Source organism: Rhodococcus sp. BH5 (assembly GCF_027583855.1).
Classification (GTDB): Bacteria; Actinomycetota; Actinomycetes; order Mycobacteriales; family Mycobacteriaceae; genus Rhodococcus_F; species Rhodococcus_F qingshengii.
The window spans coordinates 109,600-129,712 of record NZ_JAJHVW010000004.1 but is presented as its reverse complement, the minus strand read 5'-3'; the positions used below and the strand labels follow the sequence as shown (position 1 = coordinate 129,712).

Sequence of the window (20,113 nt, the reverse complement as noted above, 5' to 3'; positions counted from 1 at the left end):
AGTTGACCACCACCCCACTCAACCGTTCGCTCGAGCCTTTGGGCGTCTCCATCCCGTCGAAAGTGCCGACGCACTGGTACAACCTGGCGGCTGACCTCCCCGAGCCTGTTCCCCCGCACCTGCATCCGGGCACTCGTGAGCCGCTCGGCCCCGAGGACTTGGCGCCGCTGTTCCCGATGAACCTCATCGCGCAGGAAGTCGCAACCGAGCGCTACATCGAGATCCCGGAGACGGTTCGCGAGATCTACGGCATGTGGAGGCCCTCTCCCCTGTTCCGCGCGCATCGACTCGAGCGCGCTCTCGGCACACCTGCCCGCATCTACTACAAGTACGAAGGCGTGAGCCCGGTCGGTTCACACAAGCCGAATACTGCTGTCGCGCAGGCTTACTACAACGCAATCGAGGGAACCACCAAGCTCACCACCGAAACCGGTGCGGGACAGTGGGGTGCGTCGCTGTCGTTCGCGGGCGCGCTGCTCGGACTCGACGTCGAGGTATGGCAGGTTCGCTCGTCCTTCGATTCGAAGCCGTACCGACGCATCCAGATGGAGGCGTACGGCGGAATCTGTCACCCGTCGCCTTCGGACCTGACGGAAGCCGGACGCGCACTGTTGAAGTCGCATCCCGACACCACCGGCTCGCTCGGTATGGCCATCAGTGAGGCCGTCGAGGTCGCTGCGCAGGATCCGAACACGCACTACTCACTCGGTAGCGTGCTGAACCACGTCATGCTGCACCAGACCGTGATCGGTCAGGAAGCAATGGTCCAGCTCGAAGAAGCCGGCGACGCCGTCCCCGACACCGTGTTCGGTTGCGCCGGTGGCGGTTCCAACCTCGCCGGACTCACCTTCCCGTTCCTGGGACGAAACCTTCGCGAAGGCACCAAGACTCGTCTGGTCGCCTGCGAGCCGTCGGCATGCCCGTCCCTCACCCAGGGCGAGTACCGCTACGACTTCGGTGATGTCGCCGGCCTGACGCCGCTGCTCAAGATGCACACTCTGGGTAAGGATTTCGTACCGCCGGCCATCCATGCCGGTGGCCTCCGCTACCACGGCATGTCGCCGATGGTCTCGCACGCGGTCAACCTCGGACTCATGGATGCAATTGCCGTCGATCAGGACGACGCACTCCAGGCAGGTCTGATTTTCGCCCGCGCCGAAGGAATCATCCCGGCTCCGGAATCCACCCACGCGGTTGCCGGCGCTATCGCTCACGCCCGTGCCGTCACCGAACCCGAGGTGATCGTGATCGGGCTGTCCGGCAACGGTCAGTTGGATCTTCCGGCGTACTCGCCTTACGTCTGACGCCGTCGGTGTGGTGGTCTCGTGCGTACGAGGCCACCACACTTCGTCACACCGAGCACGTGGGCTCGATCTCGCGATCGACATCGTGCCGGCCGTCCGCGAAACGAACCGATCAGTTTGATCGATCGGTTACGGTCTTTCGATGCAGCTTCGGTTGAAGGAACATTGGAAACTGGTCGCACTCGGACTGGCATTGCTCGTGGCGATCGCGTTCATCGTCGTATCGGTAATCTCCGACTCCAGTGATGCGGCATGGCCGAAGCAGAAGACAGGCGGTCCGATCGTCGAGCAAGGCGTTGTCGACGTAGACCTCTCCGATCCTCCGCAACAAGCCTGGGAACTCGATGTCCGAGCGCTCACGGACAACCCCGGGGACGTGCTGCTGTCGATGCCTTCCACGCTCGATAGCTACTACGGCTACGGCAACACGTACCAAGTCGGTGACGTGCTGGTGGCCGCGACTGCTTATCCGCTTCCCAAGACCGACGAGTCTTCGTCGAGTCAGGGAGTCGGTGCCGTCACACTCGTCGGGGTGAATCCCGACGACGGAAGTCCGCTGTGGAAAACGCGAATCGGCGGAGTCATCGGCCAGTGCAGTCAGCAGAACGAATCCACGATCATCGCGTGCTGGGGCGATCGACGGATGATCTTTGTCGATACCGCGACCGGAACTCTGATGTCCGACCTCGGAACCGACTTCGATCTCAATGGCGCCACCATCGCCGGAGACACCGTGTACACGTCCGGCGAAAGGATGGACGGAACGGTTCGAACACGAATTCTTGCCAGCGGCACCACAACCAATTTGACTGCCAACTTCGTGCGTACCTTCGAACCAAGTGAGAAGTTCGGAGCCGTCTACACGGTCCCTCACACCGACACTGTCATTGCGATGGAACAGGGCGACGGCGGGGACCCGCAGTACCGCTATCGAATCTACGATCTGCAGTCCGGCGCCGAACGATTCCGATTCGAGGGCGATTCGCTTGTCCCTACCGGGAACGGATTGTTCCTCACCAGTGTCGGCGGCCGGTCGGGATATGCCGGAACCCAAAACCTCTTGGCTTCCGACGGATCCACGATTCGTGCGATACCGATTCCCTCGTACTCATCGTCGTCCTACCCGAGTAAGCCCTCGACGGCGGTGCCGATGTTTCTCGGCGACGGCGCCTACGATCCGGAGTCGGGTGACGAACTCTGGCGCAGTTCACAAATCGTCAACACCGCGACGGCCGGGACAGGAAGCGCCATCGCCGCAGTGGTAGGAAAAACAATCCTCGTCACGTCGCCGGAGACCCGCACAATCTCGGGTCTCGACGTCGAGAGTGGCCGACAACTGTGGCAAACACCCTGGCAAGACGCGTACTGGGTTCGAAGCGGTGCGACTGATGGCGATCACTTCGTCTTCAGCGACTACACCGGCATGCATTCGATCAGGGCTCGCGACGGAAAGATGATGTGGTCGGTCCCCCTTCCGCCAGAGGTCGATCCGCGCGGAGTCGTCGTCTCGAATGCCGGCAAAAACGTGTCGTTCTCCTGGCAAAACCACTTCACCGTTTGGCGATAGGCCGGCAACATCACCGGTTCAGTGTCGTACTGACCAGCCGGCTCAGCAACCAGCAAATGGATAGACGTACAGCCTCGATGGCCACAATCCAGTCTGGCGCGTTTGTTCAATTTCGGGGGAACGATCTCGAACAACTGCATGTATCTCCGCGACTCCGACTTCGGAAAGATCAGACCAGACCTGCGGTGAAGGGGTGCATACGAATCGCACCGACTCAGGTATCTGATCCAATCCAACGATAAAGGGAGCCAACGGGAATGGATGCGAAATCCCCAATTTGCAGTCGGCAACAAATAGTCCAGTTCGCGCGCGAACATCTGCGTACCGGGGGACCGAACTCAGACCAAATTCGTCGTCATTTCGGTTTGCAAAAACGCGCGTTCTTCACGCAGCTCGACACCCATCTGGACGATTCTGCACTTTCAATGCCCGAAAAAGTTGCACTCCGCCGCATCTGCCGACAGGAGGATAGAAGGTGCCCGATCAAACGTATGAACGTCTCAGCAGGTCAAGCCAACCCACCCCGGCCGATGTACGACGCGCTTCCTTTCCCACCCCAGAACCATCATGCTTGACGATCGAAAGCCGCCAACTACGTTGAGCCGCTGGATTCTTCCGCAGTCCCCTCTTCTCGGATCGGGATCATCGGAGATCCAACAGCCGCGCGACTTTCAGGCTCAAATGCAAGGCCAACCGGTCGTCGCCGTTTGCCAAGTCTGCTCGTGTTATCTCCTGAATTCGCCGCAAGCGATAGTACAAGCTCCCTCGATGCACACAGAGCGCCTCTGACGTTCGCTTTACGTCACCGGCATTGTCCAAAAAGCTCTCCAGCGTCGCGAGAAGAGCCTCACTTTTCGAGTCCTCATGGCTGAGCAAGGACTGCAAACCTGAGTGAATACTGTTCTCGAGTCGATCCTCCGACAGTTCGGCCAGAAGTCCGTAGACGCCGAGATCCCGATAACGCACAACATTTCCGAGCACCTTGACGACCTGGGCCACATCTGCGGAACGTCTGGACTCTTCGTAGGATTCGCGCACATCCGCAACCGAGGTTCGCGGTTCACCGATACCGACCCAACATTCGATGTTCTGGCGCCCACTTTCAGACAAGACTCGCTCCCGGGCTGCCACGATCAGCGAGTCCAGATGGGTTTGAGTCGAGCGTTCGGCCACCGATACGATCAACAGACTGTGGTCGGGGCGGTCGAGTTGGATTGCACTGTTCCGCGGGAGCCTCCGACGAAGCTGATCGACGCCGACGGCAACACTCAGACGATCTCTTTCGGTCAATGTCGACTGGTCGCCAGGACGGAGCAACACAGTGACCACGACTGCTGGACCCGCAGCCAACAAGCCCTCCTCGGCCAACCTGTTTGCCGCGTCCTCGCGCAGCGACCGCTCGCCCGACAGGACGTCTCGAGTAAGTTCCCGCTCCCGACTTCGGGACAACTCGTCCAGCAACTGTTCGCGGTGGAGGATCATCGCTGCCGCATCAGCCGTGCGCCTCAAGACCTCGGCTTGATCCTCGTCAACTTCGCCCTCCGAAGTCAACAGCCAGACGAAGCCCAGCAGCGCATTGCGGTACCGGATCGGCATCCCGACCCGGCCAAGGGTCAGCCCTAGTTCTTCGTTGACGGGAACAGTGAAGAGATCGAGGGCTTCACGGCCTCCACTCGCGTAGATGAAGTCTACGATCTCGCGTGAAACATTCCGCTGTAGAACGGAATTCATTCTGACTGAATCGACGGCACTGTCATGCGAGTTGTACGCGAGCAGACGAATCTGTACATCATCGATCGCAACGGAACGGTCCAGTCGGCGCCCGGTAGTGTCCACCAAATGCTGCAGTTCTCCGACCATGGTCGAACTGTACGAGCCCCCTCTCCGGTTTGCAACATATGCCCAAATTTCTACGTAGAAAATTGAACACATGACAGTGATGCAACTAACTTTTGCGCCATAGGCTCGCTTCATGCCAAGCACTCGAGACCCGTGACGTCTTCACTCGGTCCACAAACCGGCAGAAGTGGCAGCGACGAGAGCTGTTGCAGCCGTGGGATTTGCATAGTGGGGCGCGAGGCCGGCCGGCACGATCTCCCTCAGACGAGGTCGCCTCCGACCCGAAATCGACAAACGACCTTCGTTCGCCAGTTCAACATCGAATCCCACCGACCTCTTTCAATGTCGAATACCTCGAATGACATCGGTGACCGTGATGTCGCAAAGCCGTTGCCATTCAGCATATCCCGAGAGGAATCATCATGACCGGCACAGCGAATGCTCCTGCAGGGCATCAAACCGAGACTCCACCTGGACGTCGATCGGCGCGCCGTAGGGCCCTGATCGCCGGGGCGACAGGCAACATCGTCGAATGGTTCGATTTCACGATCTACGGTTTCACTGCCGCAGTTCTCGCGACAGTGTTCTTCCCTCCGGAGTTCGGCAGTGGCGCACTGCTTGCCACCTTCGCTCTTTACGGAGTCGCCTTCTTGGCCAGACCTGCCGGCGGCATATTCTTCGGACGGCTTGGTGACCGCCTCGGCCGACGGAGGTCACTGTCCCTGGCAATTACGCTCATGGGCTGCTCGACGGCGGCAATCGGTCTCCTACCGACGTACGCTTCGATCGGTGTTGCCGCACCGCTGTTGCTGCTGCTGTGCCGATTGGTTCAAGGATTCTCGGCCGGGGGCGAATACACCGGAGCTGCCACCTTCGTCGTCGAGCATGCGCCGTCCCACCGCCGAGGCTTGTACGCAGGGATAATCAGCTCTTCGTCATTTGTCGGCAGCATCTTGGCCACGGTCACAGTCTTGTCATTCAGCTCGGTCGGCGCTGAGCACTTCGCCGACGGAGGATGGCGTTGGCCGTTCATCATCGGAGGCGTTGTCGCCATGGTGGGCCTGTTCATGAGGCTTGCCGTCGAGGAGACTCCGGCGTTCAAGGAAATGCAAGAAAACGATTCCCTTCCAACCCGCCCACTCGCAGATCTGTTCCGCAATCACTGGCGGACTCTGCTCACGTCCTTCGTGTACTTCGCCTCGCTCGGTGTCGTTACTCATATGCTGCTCGGCTACATGCCGACATTTCTGGTTCTCTCAGCCGATGTTCCGAGCACGGTGGCACTGCTGATGACAACCGGCGCTTTGGTTCTCGCAGTACCGCTGTTCATCTTCTTCGGCGCCACAGTCGACCGAATCGGCCGGAGGCCACTCGTCAGAATCGGCATGGTGATGTCAGTTTTCGTCTCGGTGCCCAGCTACATGCTCATCGGTACCGGAAACATTTTCGCGATTGCCGTTGCACTGGCTTCTCTGGTCCTCGCGCTTTCCTTACTCGCGTCCGCTTTGCTCGTAATTCTCGAAATGATGCCGACGCATGCGCGATTCACCGGCACGGCAATCCCCTACAACATCGCATATGCACTTTTTGCAGGGACCGCTCCTCTGGTGTGCGCAGCACTGGTCAACGCCACTGGAAGCGATCTGTCGCCTGCCTTCTATGCGACCGCCATCGCTTTGATCGCGCTTCCCATTCTGTGGCGAGGGATTCCGGAAACGAAAAACTGGTCTGCCACGCAGGGCAGCCCGACGAAACATTTCTGACAACGGACGCGCCACGGCTGTGATTTTTTGCGCAGCTGTCGATAGCGTTCCGATGGCCGCCACGAGAGAGTTGAGGACGACGAACACCTCTGGACTTTCAGGTGCCAAATTCATTAAGACAGAGCCGAATCCGAGAAGTCGGGATGAAGCTCTCCAGAGGAAGTCGACGGCGTCGGAATTACCAGAACCCAAGCTTGCCGGATCGAACAGCTGTGCTTTCGATCCGGCGAAGCCATCAGTAGAAAGAGAGGCCGAAAGTGCCTACCGACAAGACCGATGCAGTTGTGGTCGGAGCTGGAGTGATCGGCAGCTCCATCGCCTACGAACTGGCCGCTCGAGGCTACGAAGTCCTGGTCATCGACAAGTCTGGTGGTCCGGGCTACGGCTCGACCAGTGCATCCAGTGCGGTTATCCGGTTCAACTACTCCACATTCGACGGTATGGCTGCGGCTTGGGAGTCGCTGCATTGCTGGCAAAACTGGAACGAGCATCTCAACGCGACAGTCGACGGCGCGCTTGCGAAGTTTCGGCAATGCGGGATGGCACTGCTCGATGTCGACGTCGCGCCCCACGCGCGCACGATCGGATTATTCGAGAAGATAGGAATCGATTACCAGCTTTGGGACGCAACGACACTCGTCGAGAAGATTCCCGGTATCGACGCCGGCAAATACTATCCTCCGAAGCCAGTCGACTCGGAGTCCTTCTTCGCAGATGCCGAAACCACGCTCGGCGCGCTGTACACACCTCAGGCGGGGTTCGTCGACGACCCGCAACTGGCTGCCGCGAATCTTGCTGCGGCAGCACGTTCGCACGGTGCAGTTTTCGCATACAACACGCGTGTAGTGGCAGTCGAGCAGTTGCCTGACGGCATCTGGCAGCTAGGGCTCGACGACGGGGAAAGTGTGAAATCCAAGATTGTCGTCAATGCCGCCGGCCCCTGGTCAGGAGCGTTCAACAAGCTGTCGAACGTCGGGGCCGACTTCAAGGTTTCGGTTCGGCCCTTGCGCCAGGAAGTTCATCACGTCACCGCACCCACTGGCTACAACGACGACGAGATCCTCGGCCCGATGATCGCCGATTTGGATCTCGGAACCTACATGCGAGCCGAACCTGGAAACGGATTCCTTGTCGGCGGAACCGAACCGGATTGCGATCCGCTCGAGTGGATCGACGATCCTGATACCGCCAACCCGAATCGCACTGTTGCCCGGTTCGAAGCGCAGGTTTTCCGCGCCGCCAGGCGTTTCCCCACCCTGGAGGTCCCGTCACAACCGAAAGGTATTGCCGGCGTGTACGACGCAGCATCCGACTGGACCCCGATCTATGACAAGACAGACAGGCAAGGTTTCTACGTCGCCATGGGCACCAGCGGGAACCAATTCAAGAATGCCCCTATCGCTGGGCGCCTCATGTCCAGGATCATCGACCAGGTGGAAGCTGGACACGATCACGACGCTGATCCCCTGACCTATGTCGGGATGCACACCGGGCTCGAAATCGACCTCGGCGCATTCTCCCGCCTTCGGGCACCCAATGCCGAGTCGACCGGGACCGTCATGGGTTAGAAGTGTTGTCCGGCTTGGAGAATCGATAGCCGCGACAACTGAATAGACACGGCTGTGGGTGTCCACCACGTGGTGGACACCCACAGCCGACTTCTCCTTCAACGGCGTCTACGGAAAATCGCCCGTCGAACGTGTCAGCGTGCACATCGTCGCCGGGACGAACAGCTACCGTGCATGGCATTTTTTCAAGTAGCTAAGGAACGATGCCTGCAGCCCGGTTACGTGCGTCTCGTGCAACAACGCGGTCGAAACATCCTGCGACCGTCCCTTGCCATGCAACTGCTCCACGACGGCGAGAACGTTGCGTGACAGTCCGCGATAGATCGGAATGGGTCCAGTCAGTTCGGCTTCGTTCAGCGTGACGTGCAGCTGCGGAACAACTGAGCCCACGCCACGCTCGGGCAGTGCCTCGACCAGTGTGTGGATCTGGCTGTCGGCGTTCACAACTCCGGGACTACCCGCACCGAAGGTCGCGAATGGGGGCGCGTCGCGCAGCCATGCGTAGAGGGCGAAAAGGCCTCCGTACGAGTACCCGAAGAGTCCGTGCCCGGACTCGCTGACACGTAGCTCCGACGAGTACAGGCGAGGGTGGAGTTCGTTGGTCAGGAAGTCGAGGAAGACGTCCGCGTGGGTGTCTGCCAGCTCCTCGAGGTAGGCGTCCACATACTCCTGGGTCATTGCACCCGAGTCGCGAGCAGCGGCAAGAGTGGCCGTCATTTCGTCGCCTACCGGTTCCCCGGGCGGCACGAGATCGCGGTTGCGTAGTCGTGCCCAGTTGGCAGCTTCTTCACCGGCATAACCGACGCTGACCTGGATGTACGGGGCGATCGTCAGATACGGGTCTGCCTGCGTGACGATGAGCGGAGCGGTAAGACCTACAGCCCAGTTGCCGTCCATCACGTATATCAGCGGTAAGGGATCCGTGGAGTCCGCGTAGCCGGGGGGTGTGGTCACCCAGATGCCGTAGCTGTACCCCGACTTCGCCGTTATTTCGAAGTACTCCGTGTCTGCAAAACATCCGTGCAGCATTGCGCTCATCGAACCTCTCCCTTCACTACGTGGCCGGCCTTCACGACGAGAACAGCCATGTCCGGATCGGCGAACACCTTGGCGTCGTGGAGCGGGTCTTGCTGCCAGGCGACCATGTCCGCCTGCATTCCGACGCGGATAGTTCCAACGGTGTCCCCGATACCGAGGATGTCGGCGTTGACGCTGGTGGCCGATACGAGAGCATGCATCGGCGACTCCAACTCGGCCCGCAAGCGCAACTCCTCGCCTCGGCGCTGCTGGTGCGGCCCGATGAGGTCCGAGCCCAGGCCGATCCTCAGGCCTGCTGCGCGAGAGACCGCGAGTGCCGAGGCCATGCGTTGACGTACTCCGGCGGCGCGGTCTCGTATTGCAGGGTCCAGGTCCATGCTCTCGGTGTCCGTCAACTGCTCGACCACGGCGAAGGTAGGGACCAGAGCCACGTCATGCTCGCGCATCAGCTGGGCGGTCTCTTCGTCGATGTCGGTGCCGTGTTCCACGCACCGGACACCGGCTCGCACTGCGTTGCGAATGCCCGCATTGTTGTGCGCGTGCACCGTGACGTAGGTGCCCCGCGACGCTGCTTCTTCCACTGCCACGGAGATTTCCTCGACGGTGAACTGTGTGTCGGTGAGGCTGTCATGGCCTCCGACGACACCGCCGGTGACGCACAGTTTCAGAAATGTTGCGCCTCGGCGGAACGATTCGCGCACGTTGCGTCGTAGCTCGTCGGCATTACCCGACATCAAGGACAAGGCGCAGAGCCCGGGAATGTGGTGCATGTTCCACAGCTCGGTCGGCTCCCATGCGGCCCCGTAGTAGCCGTGTCCACCGGTCTGGCACTGCACAGGACCGCACGAGAGGACACGCGGACCACGCACCTTGCCGCTCGCAATAACGTCGACGACTCCGCCGTCGATGCCACCGACGTCTCGCACCGTGGTGAAGCCCGCGTCGAGGGCATCGCCCGCGGTGGCGAAGATGCCCGCAGCCAGTTCGGCTGCCGAGAGCTCAAACCCGAATTGCCTTCGGATCGGACTCGAAATACCCAGGTGCACATGAGCATCGATCAGCCCCGGAGTCAGAAGCATGCCGTCCAAGTCAACTGTCGTCGAACCCGACGGCGCCTGTCCGATCGCGGTGACAATGCCGCCACTCACGCACACGTCGACTTCGACCGGGTCGGTGCCCGATCCATCCGCGACCATGCCGCCGGCAAACCATACGTCAGTCAAAGGGACCTCCCGAGCATTGGAAACCACTCTCCTAAACACTGGTGAATTCGATATGCGGTACCGTACTCAACAGTGGTGAACCCGTCAATGGAGGTAGCGTGAGATCGCCGGTTGGGGAGGGTCGAGAGCGACTGTTGCAGGCACTGTTCGACGAGTTCGGTGAAACCGGCCCAAGCCCGAAGCTGTCGATGCGCCAAGTAGCGGAGCGACTCGGAGTGCACCACACGCTGCTGACCTATCACTTCGGATCACGACCGGGGCTCCTCAGCGCCGTGCTGTCGGAAGCTCGCCGCCGTGACAACCTCGTCATCGCCGCGATTGGCAAGGATCTCGGGTTCGCGGCCCTGTGCAGGGCGATCTGGACCTTCTACTCGAACGCCGAGCACGAAGATCGAAGCCGCACCTTTTTTCACCTGGCCGGACTTGCGGTTTACGAGCACAAAGCATTTCAAGATTTCGCCGCCGACCTCGACGATTTGGCGCACCTCCTCGAAGCGGCGGCCCTCCGCGAAGGGTTCACAATGGTGGACGCAAAGCAGCAGAGCATCATCGCAACCGCATGTCTGCGAGGACTGTTGCTACAGAGGTTGCTCACCCCCGACGCCGAGGTCGACGCGGCAGCCGAGCGCTTCATCACCTCGTTGACAGCGTCCACCACGTAAACCCCTCATACACAACCGATCACCCCCGTTCGAGATCACCGGCGCGGGGGCGTTTTCCCTGGGCTCGGGCATGTTTCGGCGTGAGACGGTTCCCTGAGCCCCGGTTGAATGATGGTCGATCACCCTTTCGACATCTGTACGAGCGAAACGCCGAAAGATGCGACAAGTGAATGTATCCCGGCTCAGCAGACACACGACATCATCGACAAGTCCGATGATTCACATGAGTTTCGAAAGTCAGGATTGAATTGTGACCATTGCCTTCCGTGCCGCAGAGTTGAACAGCGCAAGTGGGATCTTCCAGCAAGCACTGCTCGGCCAACCCAGTGCAGAGCCACTCGGCGGAGACATCATCACTCGTGCAGATGTCGAGTTCACCAGTGACGACGGCCGCATTCAATCCGGAGTCTGGGAGAGCGAACCGGGAAAGTCGCGGTGGGAGTTCCTCACCCGCGGCGAGATCATCACCATCGTCTCCGGCGCCATGACCGTGGAGGAGGACGACGGCGATCCCGTACATCTCGTTGCCGGTACGAGTGCAATCTTCCCAATCGGATGGAAGGGTACGTGGACGGTCACCGAGACCGTACGCAAGGTGTTCGTCGTATACAACGTATGACCGAGAGAATCCGCAACATCCGACTTTCACGGCCCGTCGTACGGACGGATCTCACGACGCAGCCCACTTGCCCTGAGTACCTGTCGCTGCACTCCCGCCCTCACGGAATCCTCGGTGCCGATTACTCTCACATGGTTTCTGGCGCGAGTGATCGCCGTGTACAACAACTCCCGAGTCAGCAGTGACGACGCCTCGGCCGGCAACATCACCGATACGGTGTCGTACTGGCTGCCCTGGCTCCGGTGAATCGTCATCGCGTAAACCGTCTGCACCGACGAGAGTTGGCTCGGGTGAATCAGAAACGCATCACTGCCCCGCTGGAATGCGGCAATAGGCACGCCATCCTCACGCTGCACGATCACCCCTGCATCCCCGTTGTAGATCTTCGCCTCGTAGTCGTTGGCCGTCACCAACAGGGGTTGGCCCGGATACCACCGCGTCGGGTCAAGAAACTGCCCTGATGCCGTGCCGACCCACTCCATCGCCTGCTGCGCCCACCTCCCGACACCGTACGGTCCGTCACGGTGGGCGCACAGAAGGCGGTGCGATTCCAAGCCTTTCAGCGCGCCGATCGCATCACCCACCTCGGCCGACGCCGTCACCACCTCTGAACTCGCAACGATGTCGGCGCGCAATGCGTCAACATCCTCGGGCGAATGGAAGGAGACGGCTGGATCACCGCTGCGCAGGATACGCAGAACCTCAGCGGAATCTCCCGCTCGAACTGCCCTGGCCAACGACGCGATGGTTCCGTCGAAGCGGCGCCCGCGTGAGAGTTGAATGATCCCGCCCCGCAGACGATCCTGTTCATCCGCACTCAATGCCTCTTCGGAACCAGTGGCCGTGAGATCGTCACCCACCAACTGTGTCAGCGTCGGATTTCCACTGACCTTTACCGGGCGGGCGACAAGATCAGCAAGAACAGCGCCCGCGTCGACTGAGGTCAACTGATCGGGATCGCCGACGAGCAGTAGCCGGGCATCGGGGCGAACGGCTTCGAGCAGGCGCGCCATCAACGTGAGGGAGACCATCGACGTCTCGTCGACGACGACCACATCGTAGGGAAGTCTGTTGGTCGCATTGTATTTGAAACGACTCGAACTCCCCCGCTGCCAACCGAGTAGGCGGTGCAGGGTCATGGCCGCGAGTTCTTCGGGAAGGCCAAGGCTCGCGGTCTGCTCACGTACGGACTCCTGCAGCCGTGCTGCGGCTTTACCCGTCGGTGCGGCCAGACCGATGCGAGCATTCGAACCCAATTCCTCCGACAGGAGAGCGAGAATACGTGCGACCGTATGGGTTTTGCCGGTTCCGGGCCCACCGGCGATGACGGTGGTCCACTGTGTCGCGGCGAGAGCAGCTGCTATCCGTTGACGATCCGGCGCGATGGTCGGCCCGTTCTCGTCGACGAACAGCGAATCCAGCCGCGATCGGACCGCTTTCAGGTCGGCGGGCGGCCACGTGGACGCCCGCTCGTCGAGCACTCGCCGAATCGTCTGCTCCTGCAGAAAATATCGATCGAGGTAGAGGAGTTCACCGTCGTCCGTGTCGACCAACCGGAGCGGTCTGAGAGGTCCGGCGTTTCCGCCGATCACCAGAGGGCTCAGCCGAAGGGCGGCAACGATCTCCGACGGTTCGGGCCACGGCAACGACGTAAGTTCCTCCTCCGTCGCATTGTCGACGCTCACATCACGCATCCGTCGTAGATCGAGGCACACCGAACCTGATCGCACGGCCCGAACTGCCAACGCCGCGGCCAGCATCACTTCTTCGGAAGTTTCACCGCCCAGGCTGCACACTCTCGTCGCGACATGAACATCGGCGGCAACCAGAACCCCGGCTTCGTTGAAGATTCGCACGATCCCTTTGGCGCGCTGCGCCAATTGCGCCTCGGTCATCGAATCTTCTCCCCTACTGTGTGGGACGCATCAAGACCGGCCAGCAGATCCGATAGTTCAACCGTCAGCTGAGCAGGCGGTTTCCATTCGAAGACACCGCATTCCGGCGGGCTGTCCGGGCCGAGCATCCCACGCACGAATTGATACTGCGCGCCCCCGAGATGACGGTGCGGATCGTAGTCGGGCAGGCGCCACCGCAGATACCGATGCAGTGCAACCGAATACAGCAGTGCCTGCAGCGGATAGTGCGAGCGCATCATCTCCGTCGCCATGAGTTCACGCGTGTAGTTGGCAGCCGTCAGATCGCCGCGACCGATCCGGTTGGTCTTGTAATCGACGATCACGAACGACGGGCCCGGGATCCGCAAGACTGCGTCGATACTGCCCGTCAGGAATCCGCGCATCGGTGACGTCTCGACACGGTCCAGATAGTCGGCGTACGACGCCAGAATGTCGTCGGAGGAAAGGTGGCGCCTCAACAGTTCCGATACTCCGCGGAGTGTGACACTCATCGACACCGGATCGTCGCCACCGGCCAGTGGGAGTTCGAAATCGAGTTCGGGAAGACGATCTTTCGGCGCGATCGTGGCCAAGGTTCCGAATCCCAAGGGAGTCTGCATCACCAGATACAGCGCATCCGCGAGTGCTTCGGAGTCGACCTCGGCCGCCCGTACCGAGACCGCCTCGGCGCAACGCATCCCGAGTTCCGCTCTCAGATCTGCCACAGCCGTGTCCACCACCTCGAGCACCTCATGCACCAGCGTGCCGAATGCGGCGCCCGCGGGAAGTCCGTTCATGGGTGAAGGGAACGCCTCCAGGGGCGAGGGGGTAATGCTCTCGAGGTCTACGGAATCCTCTGGCTCGTCGTCTTTTTCGGGATCCTCGACCTCACTGCCCGTGGTCGTGACCGCGTGGTGCGCTCCGGCGGTGAGTGCCGAGTACGACGTACGACGCCACAGAGTGTCCAGGTCTCGATCGAAACGCGCCGCGGCCAGTTCGGTCACGTCCGCAGCCGCTCTGGACCAGTGGACGGGCGAGGGCGGATGGGGACCAACAGGTTCCACCGAGATCACGTCGGACGCTGCTGCCGGCCAGGTTGCGAGCCGTGCTGCGGTTGTACCGTCGTCGAGCACCTTCACTACCCGAGCAGGTTCGGCGATGCCGGGTGTACGTCCGAGCATCAACCGGTGCAGCGGCGAGCGGGAGGTCCCGTAGCTGGGTGCCCACCAGAGCACGAGTTGGCACTGCGCCCGGGTCAGCGCCACGTACAGCAGCCGCAGTTCTTCGCCCGCTTCTTCGGCCTCCGCAACAGTCTTTCTGGCGTTGTACCCCGGGCCTTCCTGCCCGCCGACGTCGAGGATGCGGCGTCCCTCCGGGTCGTGCAACAGCTGCGTCGGCGAGTTGAAGCCGCCAACGCTCTCCCAACTGAACGGGACGTAGACGATCGGGAACTCGAGCCCTTTGGTGGCATGCACCGTAGCGATTTGCACTGCGGCAGCGTCACTGTCGAGGCGGCGGCTTCGATCGGTGGCGCTCCCGGACGTCGGTTCCTTGATCCGATCGGAAAGCCAGCGAACCAGTGCGCTCAACCCGAACGCTTCCTCGGTCGCGACGCGACCGAGGAGTTGTGCGACGTGCCGCAGATCGGTGAAATCTCGTTCGCCGGACGGGGCCGCGAGTACACGCTTCTCCAGATTTGTTTCGGCAGAGATTCTTTCGAACACAGCCGCAAACCCGACGCGTGCGAACAGCCCGGAATAGGAGCGCAGTTGACCTGCAAGTTCTGCAACGACGTTGTCGCCGTCCTTGTCCAGTTCTTCGGAGGTGCGCCCGAAAATCGGCGAGAGGGCCGTCAACCGGACACGATCGGAGCGATGGGGCTGCTCGATCGCCTGCAACAGCCACAGCCACTGGGTCGCACTGGGTGTCGCGAAAACACTGGACCCTCCGGTCAATACGGAAGGTACACCGACGGCATCGAGAGCATCACGGATCATCGCCACGTGCTTGTGGGTGCGCACCAACACCGCGACGTCTCCTGGTTCGACCGGGCGTGGATCACCGTCGACTGCCAAGCGGGCATCGCCGCCCAGGAGCGCGACCACGTCTGCTGCGACGTCGTCCGCGACGCGACTGCGAAGTCTGCCTACGGCCGGAAATCCCGAACGATTGAGCGGTCCGGCTCCGGTACGGGGCAGATGGCGTACACGCATCGGCACCGGGCCGAACAACCGAGACTTTTTGTGCGAAGCCTCCACCGGATGCGCGACGATGCCTTCGTTGCCGAGTGCGGCACCACCGTAGAGGTGTTCGAGTGCCGCCAACAACCCTGGGTCGCTACGCCAATTGGTGGTCAACTCCTGGTGCGCATCCGCCTGATCGACCGCATCGAGATAACTCAGAACTTCTGCCCCGCGGAACGCATAGATGGCTTGTTTGGGATCACCGACCAGGACCAGGGTGGTGTGTCCGTGGAAGGCCAACCGCAGAATGTCCCACTGCAACGGATCGGTGTCCTGGAACTCGTCGATCAACACAACCTTGAACTTTTCGCGCACCCGACGACACGCGACGGGACCGTATTCCGGATCCGTCAATACACCGTGCAACAGCGTCAGCAGATCGTTGAAGTCGCGAATTCCTTTGGTCCGCTTACGTCGTTCGACCTCGACACGAGCAGCAGCCGCGAAGAGGACGTGCTGACCGGGTGCGGTCTCCTCCTCGCCGTCGGGTTCGAGAATTGCCTGACCATCGCCGACGGCGCTTCGGGCGATGGCCAGCGCGTCCTTCGTGGAGAACGGTGGAGACGAGTCCGTCCGGCTGTAGCGGCTGAGGTACAAATCCGAGACGACCTCACTGATCAGGTCGTCGACCGACTCCACAAAAGTTGTGTCCGGTTCGCGTTCCCCGGCGATGCCGAGTCCGTCGAGCATCCTCTGACAGAAACTGTGGGTGGTCGTGATGGTGCCGGCGTCGAACTCCGCGAGAGCGCGCAGGAGTCGACGACGCCGCACGCCGATCTCCTCGTCGTCAGCTGTGGCGAGGTACGCCACCAGATCATCATCCGACCGCCTCGCCGCCTCCGGGTCGACCAGAGCGGCGGACACTCCCGCGAACCTCTCCCTGGCACGCTCACGAAGTTCCTGAGTGGCGGCCCTACTGAATGTCACCAGCAGAACTTGCGATATGTCGGCGAGACCTTCGGCAACACAACGGGTCGCGAGTCCGACGATCGCGTAGGTCTTGCCAGTTCCGGCGCTCGCTTCCAACACCGTAGTGCCGGTAGGCAGTGGCCCCAATAGATCGAAGTCCACGGGTTACTCCGCTCTTTCGTTGGTCAGCAACGGATCCCACAGTCGTCGGGCGAGAACTCCGAATCGAGTCGGTTCCTCGGCCCAGACGAATTCGTCGTCCGACGGCGGATCCGCAGCCAACTCCGCAAGTGTTCGAGCTTCTCCGAAAACGTAAGCGTTGCTTGGATCGATCATCTCGCCGTACTGCCCGGTCCACTGGGTGTCCGCACCGTTTGTCGCATCGTCGACCGACTCCCCACCAAAGCGTCGGCGCGCATATTCGGCTGAAGTCGCGGCCCACATCGGCAACGGGCGCTGCAGCCCCCGCTCCCGTAGGTCCACCAATTGCTGCAGTATCTCGACCGCATTGCCTGGCGCATCGAGCACCGACCGTGCCGCTGCGATCTTTCCCCGACCCCGTCCGATCGAGACTGCATCGAGCGGACCGGGTCGTCCGTGTGATTTCAAGGCGAGGAGATTGATCCAGGCCGTCATCCGATGTTTAGGCGCCAGTGAGGAATACGACGCTCGCACCACTGAATTGCCGTGCACACCGGTTACCGTTCCGGTGAGACGACGCCCGTCACCGAGGTCGATGTCGACGTCGACAGCCTCGGAGTCGCCCTCGAGGTGTGGCAATGCAAGACCGGCAAGTTGGTCTACCACCCACTCGACGTTGCCCAGAACCGTAGCGCCCAGGTTGTAGGGCGGCAGAGTGCCGCGGCGCCACTCGGCTGCACGGAAATCCGCCGAGCTGCGTCCAGCCAAGCGCGAGAGAAGCATTCGGTCACCCAGAGCCCAGGTGGACAGTGGATCGAGCTCGGTTGCCAGCGAATCCGCGATGTCGTCGTCGAGTTCCGGTACCCGGACGCCGAGGCGTTGGCGCAGAAAACCACGCGCGGGATGTACCAGGAAGTTCACCAAGTCGGCGAGGTTCACTTCCTTCGGATGCACCTCGAGTAGCTCGGCCGACAAGACTGTCGGCAATTCGACCGGTGTTCCGGAGGCAGCCCTCGCACCGGCCAGCGCTGCCGTGTCGAAGCTGAACGGCTTGTTCGGCGCGAAGTTTCGATTGTCGAACGATTGCAACGGATGCCGTGTCAGCACTCCGTTGATCGCTTCCGGACCCACCGTCGCACTGAGTACGTCGAGAAGGCCACTGAGGGGGATCGCCGGTGGTCTGACGACACCGGTGACCGGATCGGCACCGGTATACAACAGAATCAGATGTTCGCCCGCAGACATCACGGCATCGAGAAGCAGTTGCCGGTCTTCACTGCGCAGATCACGCTCCCCCACAACGGGATCACGGGACAAGATGTCGTCGCCGTCGACTCCACCGGTTCGAGGGAACACCTCGTCGTCGAGTCCGATCAGCACGACCACGCGATGCGGTACCGAACGCATCGGAACCATCGTGCACACCGTCAGTTCGCCGGTTCGGAAGTTGGCACGCGTCGGTCTGCCCGCGAGGCTGCGCGAGAGCATCGCGCGAACATCGGCCAGACGTAACACCGTCTCTCCGCCGAATTCGACAGCAGCTACCAGTTCGCGGTGGGCCCCCGCGCTCTGCCAGGAATCTGCGGGCGCTGTGTCGGTCAGCAGATCCAGGGCCCGCATCAGCACACGAAGCCATTCGGCCGGTGAATGTGGGCCGGCAAGATCGCGAAGCGAGACGGCCAGGCGATCGACGAACTCTGCGAAACGTCCAGTCAGGTCGATGTCTGTGCCGTCCACGTCATCGAGTGGTAGCGCGAGATCCAGCCAGGCATTTTCCGATTCGTCCGCGCTGACCCCCAACAAGATTCGGTCCATGGCGGTGTTGAAGGTGTTCTGCGGAAATGCATCGAGGCCGAACGTGGCACGCTGCCGACTACCGATTCCCCAGCGAGCACCCGCTTCCGTCGTCCATTCCCGCAATCTTTCCAACTCGTCGTCGCCCCACGAAAAACGTGTGCGGACAGGCTCGGTCGCGGCCAGGTCGAGAACCTCACTGGCTGTGGCCCGGCCGTCGGCCAATTCGAGGAGAGAGCCGAGAACGGCCAGGACAGGATTGGTCTGACGTAATCCGCGGTCTGCCAGCCTTACTCGAAGGAGATGCCCCGGGTGGCCATGGACGCCTTGCCCGAATGCAGCACGAACCAAAGGTGCGTACGTTTCGACGTCCGGGCACATCACGAGTACGTCGCGCGGCTGCAATGTCGGGTCGTCCTCGAACAATCGGAGCAGACATTCGCGGAGCACCTCGACCTGCCGTGCCGGCCCGTGGCAAGCGTGGACCTGAACTGTCCCATCCGGTTCCGCTGCAACCCTGGGAGCACGATCTGCGATGACATCGGCCTTGACCGTCGCCAGGAGGGATTTCGGGCCGGCTGGTTCGGGAAGATGCACCGACTCGAACTCGGCGGCACCGAGGCTGATCTGAAGTTCACGAACGTCGCGAGCAAGACTCGACAGCAACGGATTGGCGGATATCAGCGCTGACCCGTCTTCCGAACGTCGGATCGTGCTCCTACTTCGAGGCGGTATGCGCGAGCTCATCTTGGTCCACAGCGCGGGGCTGGGATGCGGGAGCCAGATGTGCACGTCCCGATTCGCACTGAGTGCGCTCAAGATCATTCGCTGATCGACCGGCAGCCGGGTCGGCCCGAAGACCGACAGACGTTCCGGTAGGTCGACCAAGGCCGGGTCCTCGACCAGCGCGCGGCTCACTTGCCCCAGTCGCTCTGCGGGCCCCGGAACGTCGATCTTGTCCGCGACGATGCACCACAGACGTGCCTGCCATTCGAAATCCTCCGACAGCGCCAATCCGTGTCCGTCGGTCAACCGCCCGGCGGCCCAGTCGATCAGCATCTGCGGGCGTTGCGCGGCATAACTGCGGAAGAGTTCGGTGACATGTGTGGCGGAGGCAAACCGTCGACCTTCACGATGGCCTTCGAGATGTTTCGCCAGGACTCCGCACCAGGGCTCGCCGAGGGACTCGTCGATCACATCGAGAACCGTCCACACCAATCGCGTCGGCGACCATGGGTCGTCGTCAGCCGTGATTCCACTGACCGCGGCCACGGACTCCGCGACCAGGCGCGCGGGTGAAGGAAACGCGATGTTCGCAGAAATTCCGTCCACTGCTGACGGTCCGGACGTGCCTAGCTGGGAGGACAGCCGCTGATTGAGCCAACGCTCGACGCCCTTGGCCGGCACCGCAACAGTTTCCCGGGCGAATGGATCCGACAGCGGGGTACGGAGGAGCGTGGCCAACGCCGAGACCAAGGTGTCCGAACGCTCGGCCCGGTACAACTTCAGCAATCTTCGCTCCCCTCACTCCGTCCAGACGTCCATCTC

12 protein-coding genes are annotated in these 20,113 nt (G+C 61.5%); 6 read left to right on the top strand and 6 right to left on the bottom strand.

Annotated elements, in window-relative coordinates; all coding sequences use genetic code 11:
• The first annotated feature begins 2 nt into the window (after nucleotides 1–2).
• Both RhoBH5_RS12335 and RhoBH5_RS12330 read left to right on the top strand, forming a co-directional pair.
• A complete protein-coding gene (locus RhoBH5_RS12335; protein WP_003945451.1) occupies nucleotides 3–1,304 on the top strand; it encodes a TrpB-like pyridoxal phosphate-dependent enzyme in 1,302 nt (433 codons plus the stop codon).
• Between the two features lie 142 nt (nucleotides 1,305–1,446).
• Nucleotides 1,447–2,871, top strand: coding sequence for an outer membrane protein assembly factor BamB family protein (locus RhoBH5_RS12330; protein ID WP_158170148.1), 1,425 nt, complete (start codon nucleotides 1,447–1,449; stop codon nucleotides 2,869–2,871).
• Between the two features lie 642 nt (nucleotides 2,872–3,513).
• Here RhoBH5_RS12330 and RhoBH5_RS12325 read toward each other — a convergent pair.
• Nucleotides 3,514–4,731 (bottom strand): PucR family transcriptional regulator, encoded by a 1,218-nt coding sequence (locus tag RhoBH5_RS12325; RefSeq protein ID WP_041814672.1) that lies wholly within the window; start codon nucleotides 4,729–4,731, stop codon nucleotides 3,514–3,516.
• 401 nt (nucleotides 4,732–5,132) lie between these two features.
• On the opposite strand from RhoBH5_RS12325, the gene RhoBH5_RS12320 reads away from it, so the two are divergent.
• Entirely contained in the window at nucleotides 5,133–6,473 is a 1,341-nt protein-coding gene (locus RhoBH5_RS12320; RefSeq protein WP_058039219.1) for an MFS transporter, read from the top strand.
• A gap of 257 nt (nucleotides 6,474–6,730) precedes the next feature.
• The gene (locus RhoBH5_RS12315) at nucleotides 6,731–8,041 is read left to right on the top strand and encodes an NAD(P)/FAD-dependent oxidoreductase (RefSeq protein ID WP_003945449.1); all 1,311 of its coding nucleotides are present in this window, start codon (nucleotides 6,731–6,733) and stop codon (nucleotides 8,039–8,041) included.
• Nucleotides 8,042–8,206: 165 nt separating this feature from the next.
• On the opposite strand, the gene RhoBH5_RS12310 is transcribed toward RhoBH5_RS12315, so the two are convergent.
• Together RhoBH5_RS12310 and RhoBH5_RS12305 are read right to left on the bottom strand one after the other, a co-directional pair.
• Nucleotides 8,207–9,079: an alpha/beta hydrolase gene (locus tag RhoBH5_RS12310; protein ID WP_070161117.1), complete on the bottom strand. Its 873-nt coding sequence runs from the start codon at nucleotides 9,077–9,079 to the stop codon at nucleotides 8,207–8,209.
• Nucleotides 9,076–10,302: a metal-dependent hydrolase family protein gene (locus RhoBH5_RS12305; RefSeq protein ID WP_256261713.1), complete on the bottom strand. Its 1,227-nt coding sequence runs from the start codon at nucleotides 10,300–10,302 to the stop codon at nucleotides 9,076–9,078. Before RhoBH5_RS12305 ends, RhoBH5_RS12310 begins: the two co-directional genes overlap by 4 nt.
• A 98-nt stretch (nucleotides 10,303–10,400) precedes the next feature.
• On the opposite strand from RhoBH5_RS12305, the gene RhoBH5_RS12300 reads away from it, so the two are divergent.
• Together RhoBH5_RS12300 and RhoBH5_RS12295 are read left to right on the top strand one after the other, a co-directional pair.
• Nucleotides 10,401–10,964 (top strand): TetR/AcrR family transcriptional regulator, encoded by a 564-nt coding sequence (locus RhoBH5_RS12300; RefSeq protein WP_270008361.1) that lies wholly within the window; start codon nucleotides 10,401–10,403, stop codon nucleotides 10,962–10,964.
• Between the two features lie 250 nt (nucleotides 10,965–11,214).
• Nucleotides 11,215–11,583 (top strand): cupin domain-containing protein, encoded by a 369-nt coding sequence (locus tag RhoBH5_RS12295; RefSeq protein WP_058039220.1) that lies wholly within the window; start codon nucleotides 11,215–11,217, stop codon nucleotides 11,581–11,583.
• Nucleotides 11,584–11,609: 26 nt separating this feature from the next.
• On the opposite strand, the gene recD is transcribed toward RhoBH5_RS12295, so the two are convergent.
• The 3 genes from recD to recC are packed head-to-tail and all read right to left on the bottom strand — an operon-like array spanning nucleotide 11,610 to nucleotide 20,077.
• Entirely contained in the window at nucleotides 11,610–13,478 is a 1,869-nt protein-coding gene (gene recD, locus RhoBH5_RS12290; protein WP_069146985.1) for an exodeoxyribonuclease V subunit alpha, read from the bottom strand.
• On the bottom strand, nucleotides 13,475–16,792 hold the full coding sequence (locus RhoBH5_RS12285) for a UvrD-helicase domain-containing protein (protein WP_270008360.1): 3,318 nt from the start codon (nucleotides 16,790–16,792) through the stop codon (nucleotides 13,475–13,477). The genes recD and RhoBH5_RS12285 overlap by 4 nt, the downstream gene beginning before the upstream one ends.
• 3 nt (nucleotides 16,793–16,795) lie before the next feature.
• On the bottom strand, nucleotides 16,796–20,077 hold the full coding sequence (gene recC / locus RhoBH5_RS12280; protein WP_270008359.1) for an exodeoxyribonuclease V subunit gamma: 3,282 nt from the start codon (nucleotides 20,075–20,077) through the stop codon (nucleotides 16,796–16,798).
• Between the last annotated feature and the right edge of the window lie 36 nt (nucleotides 20,078–20,113).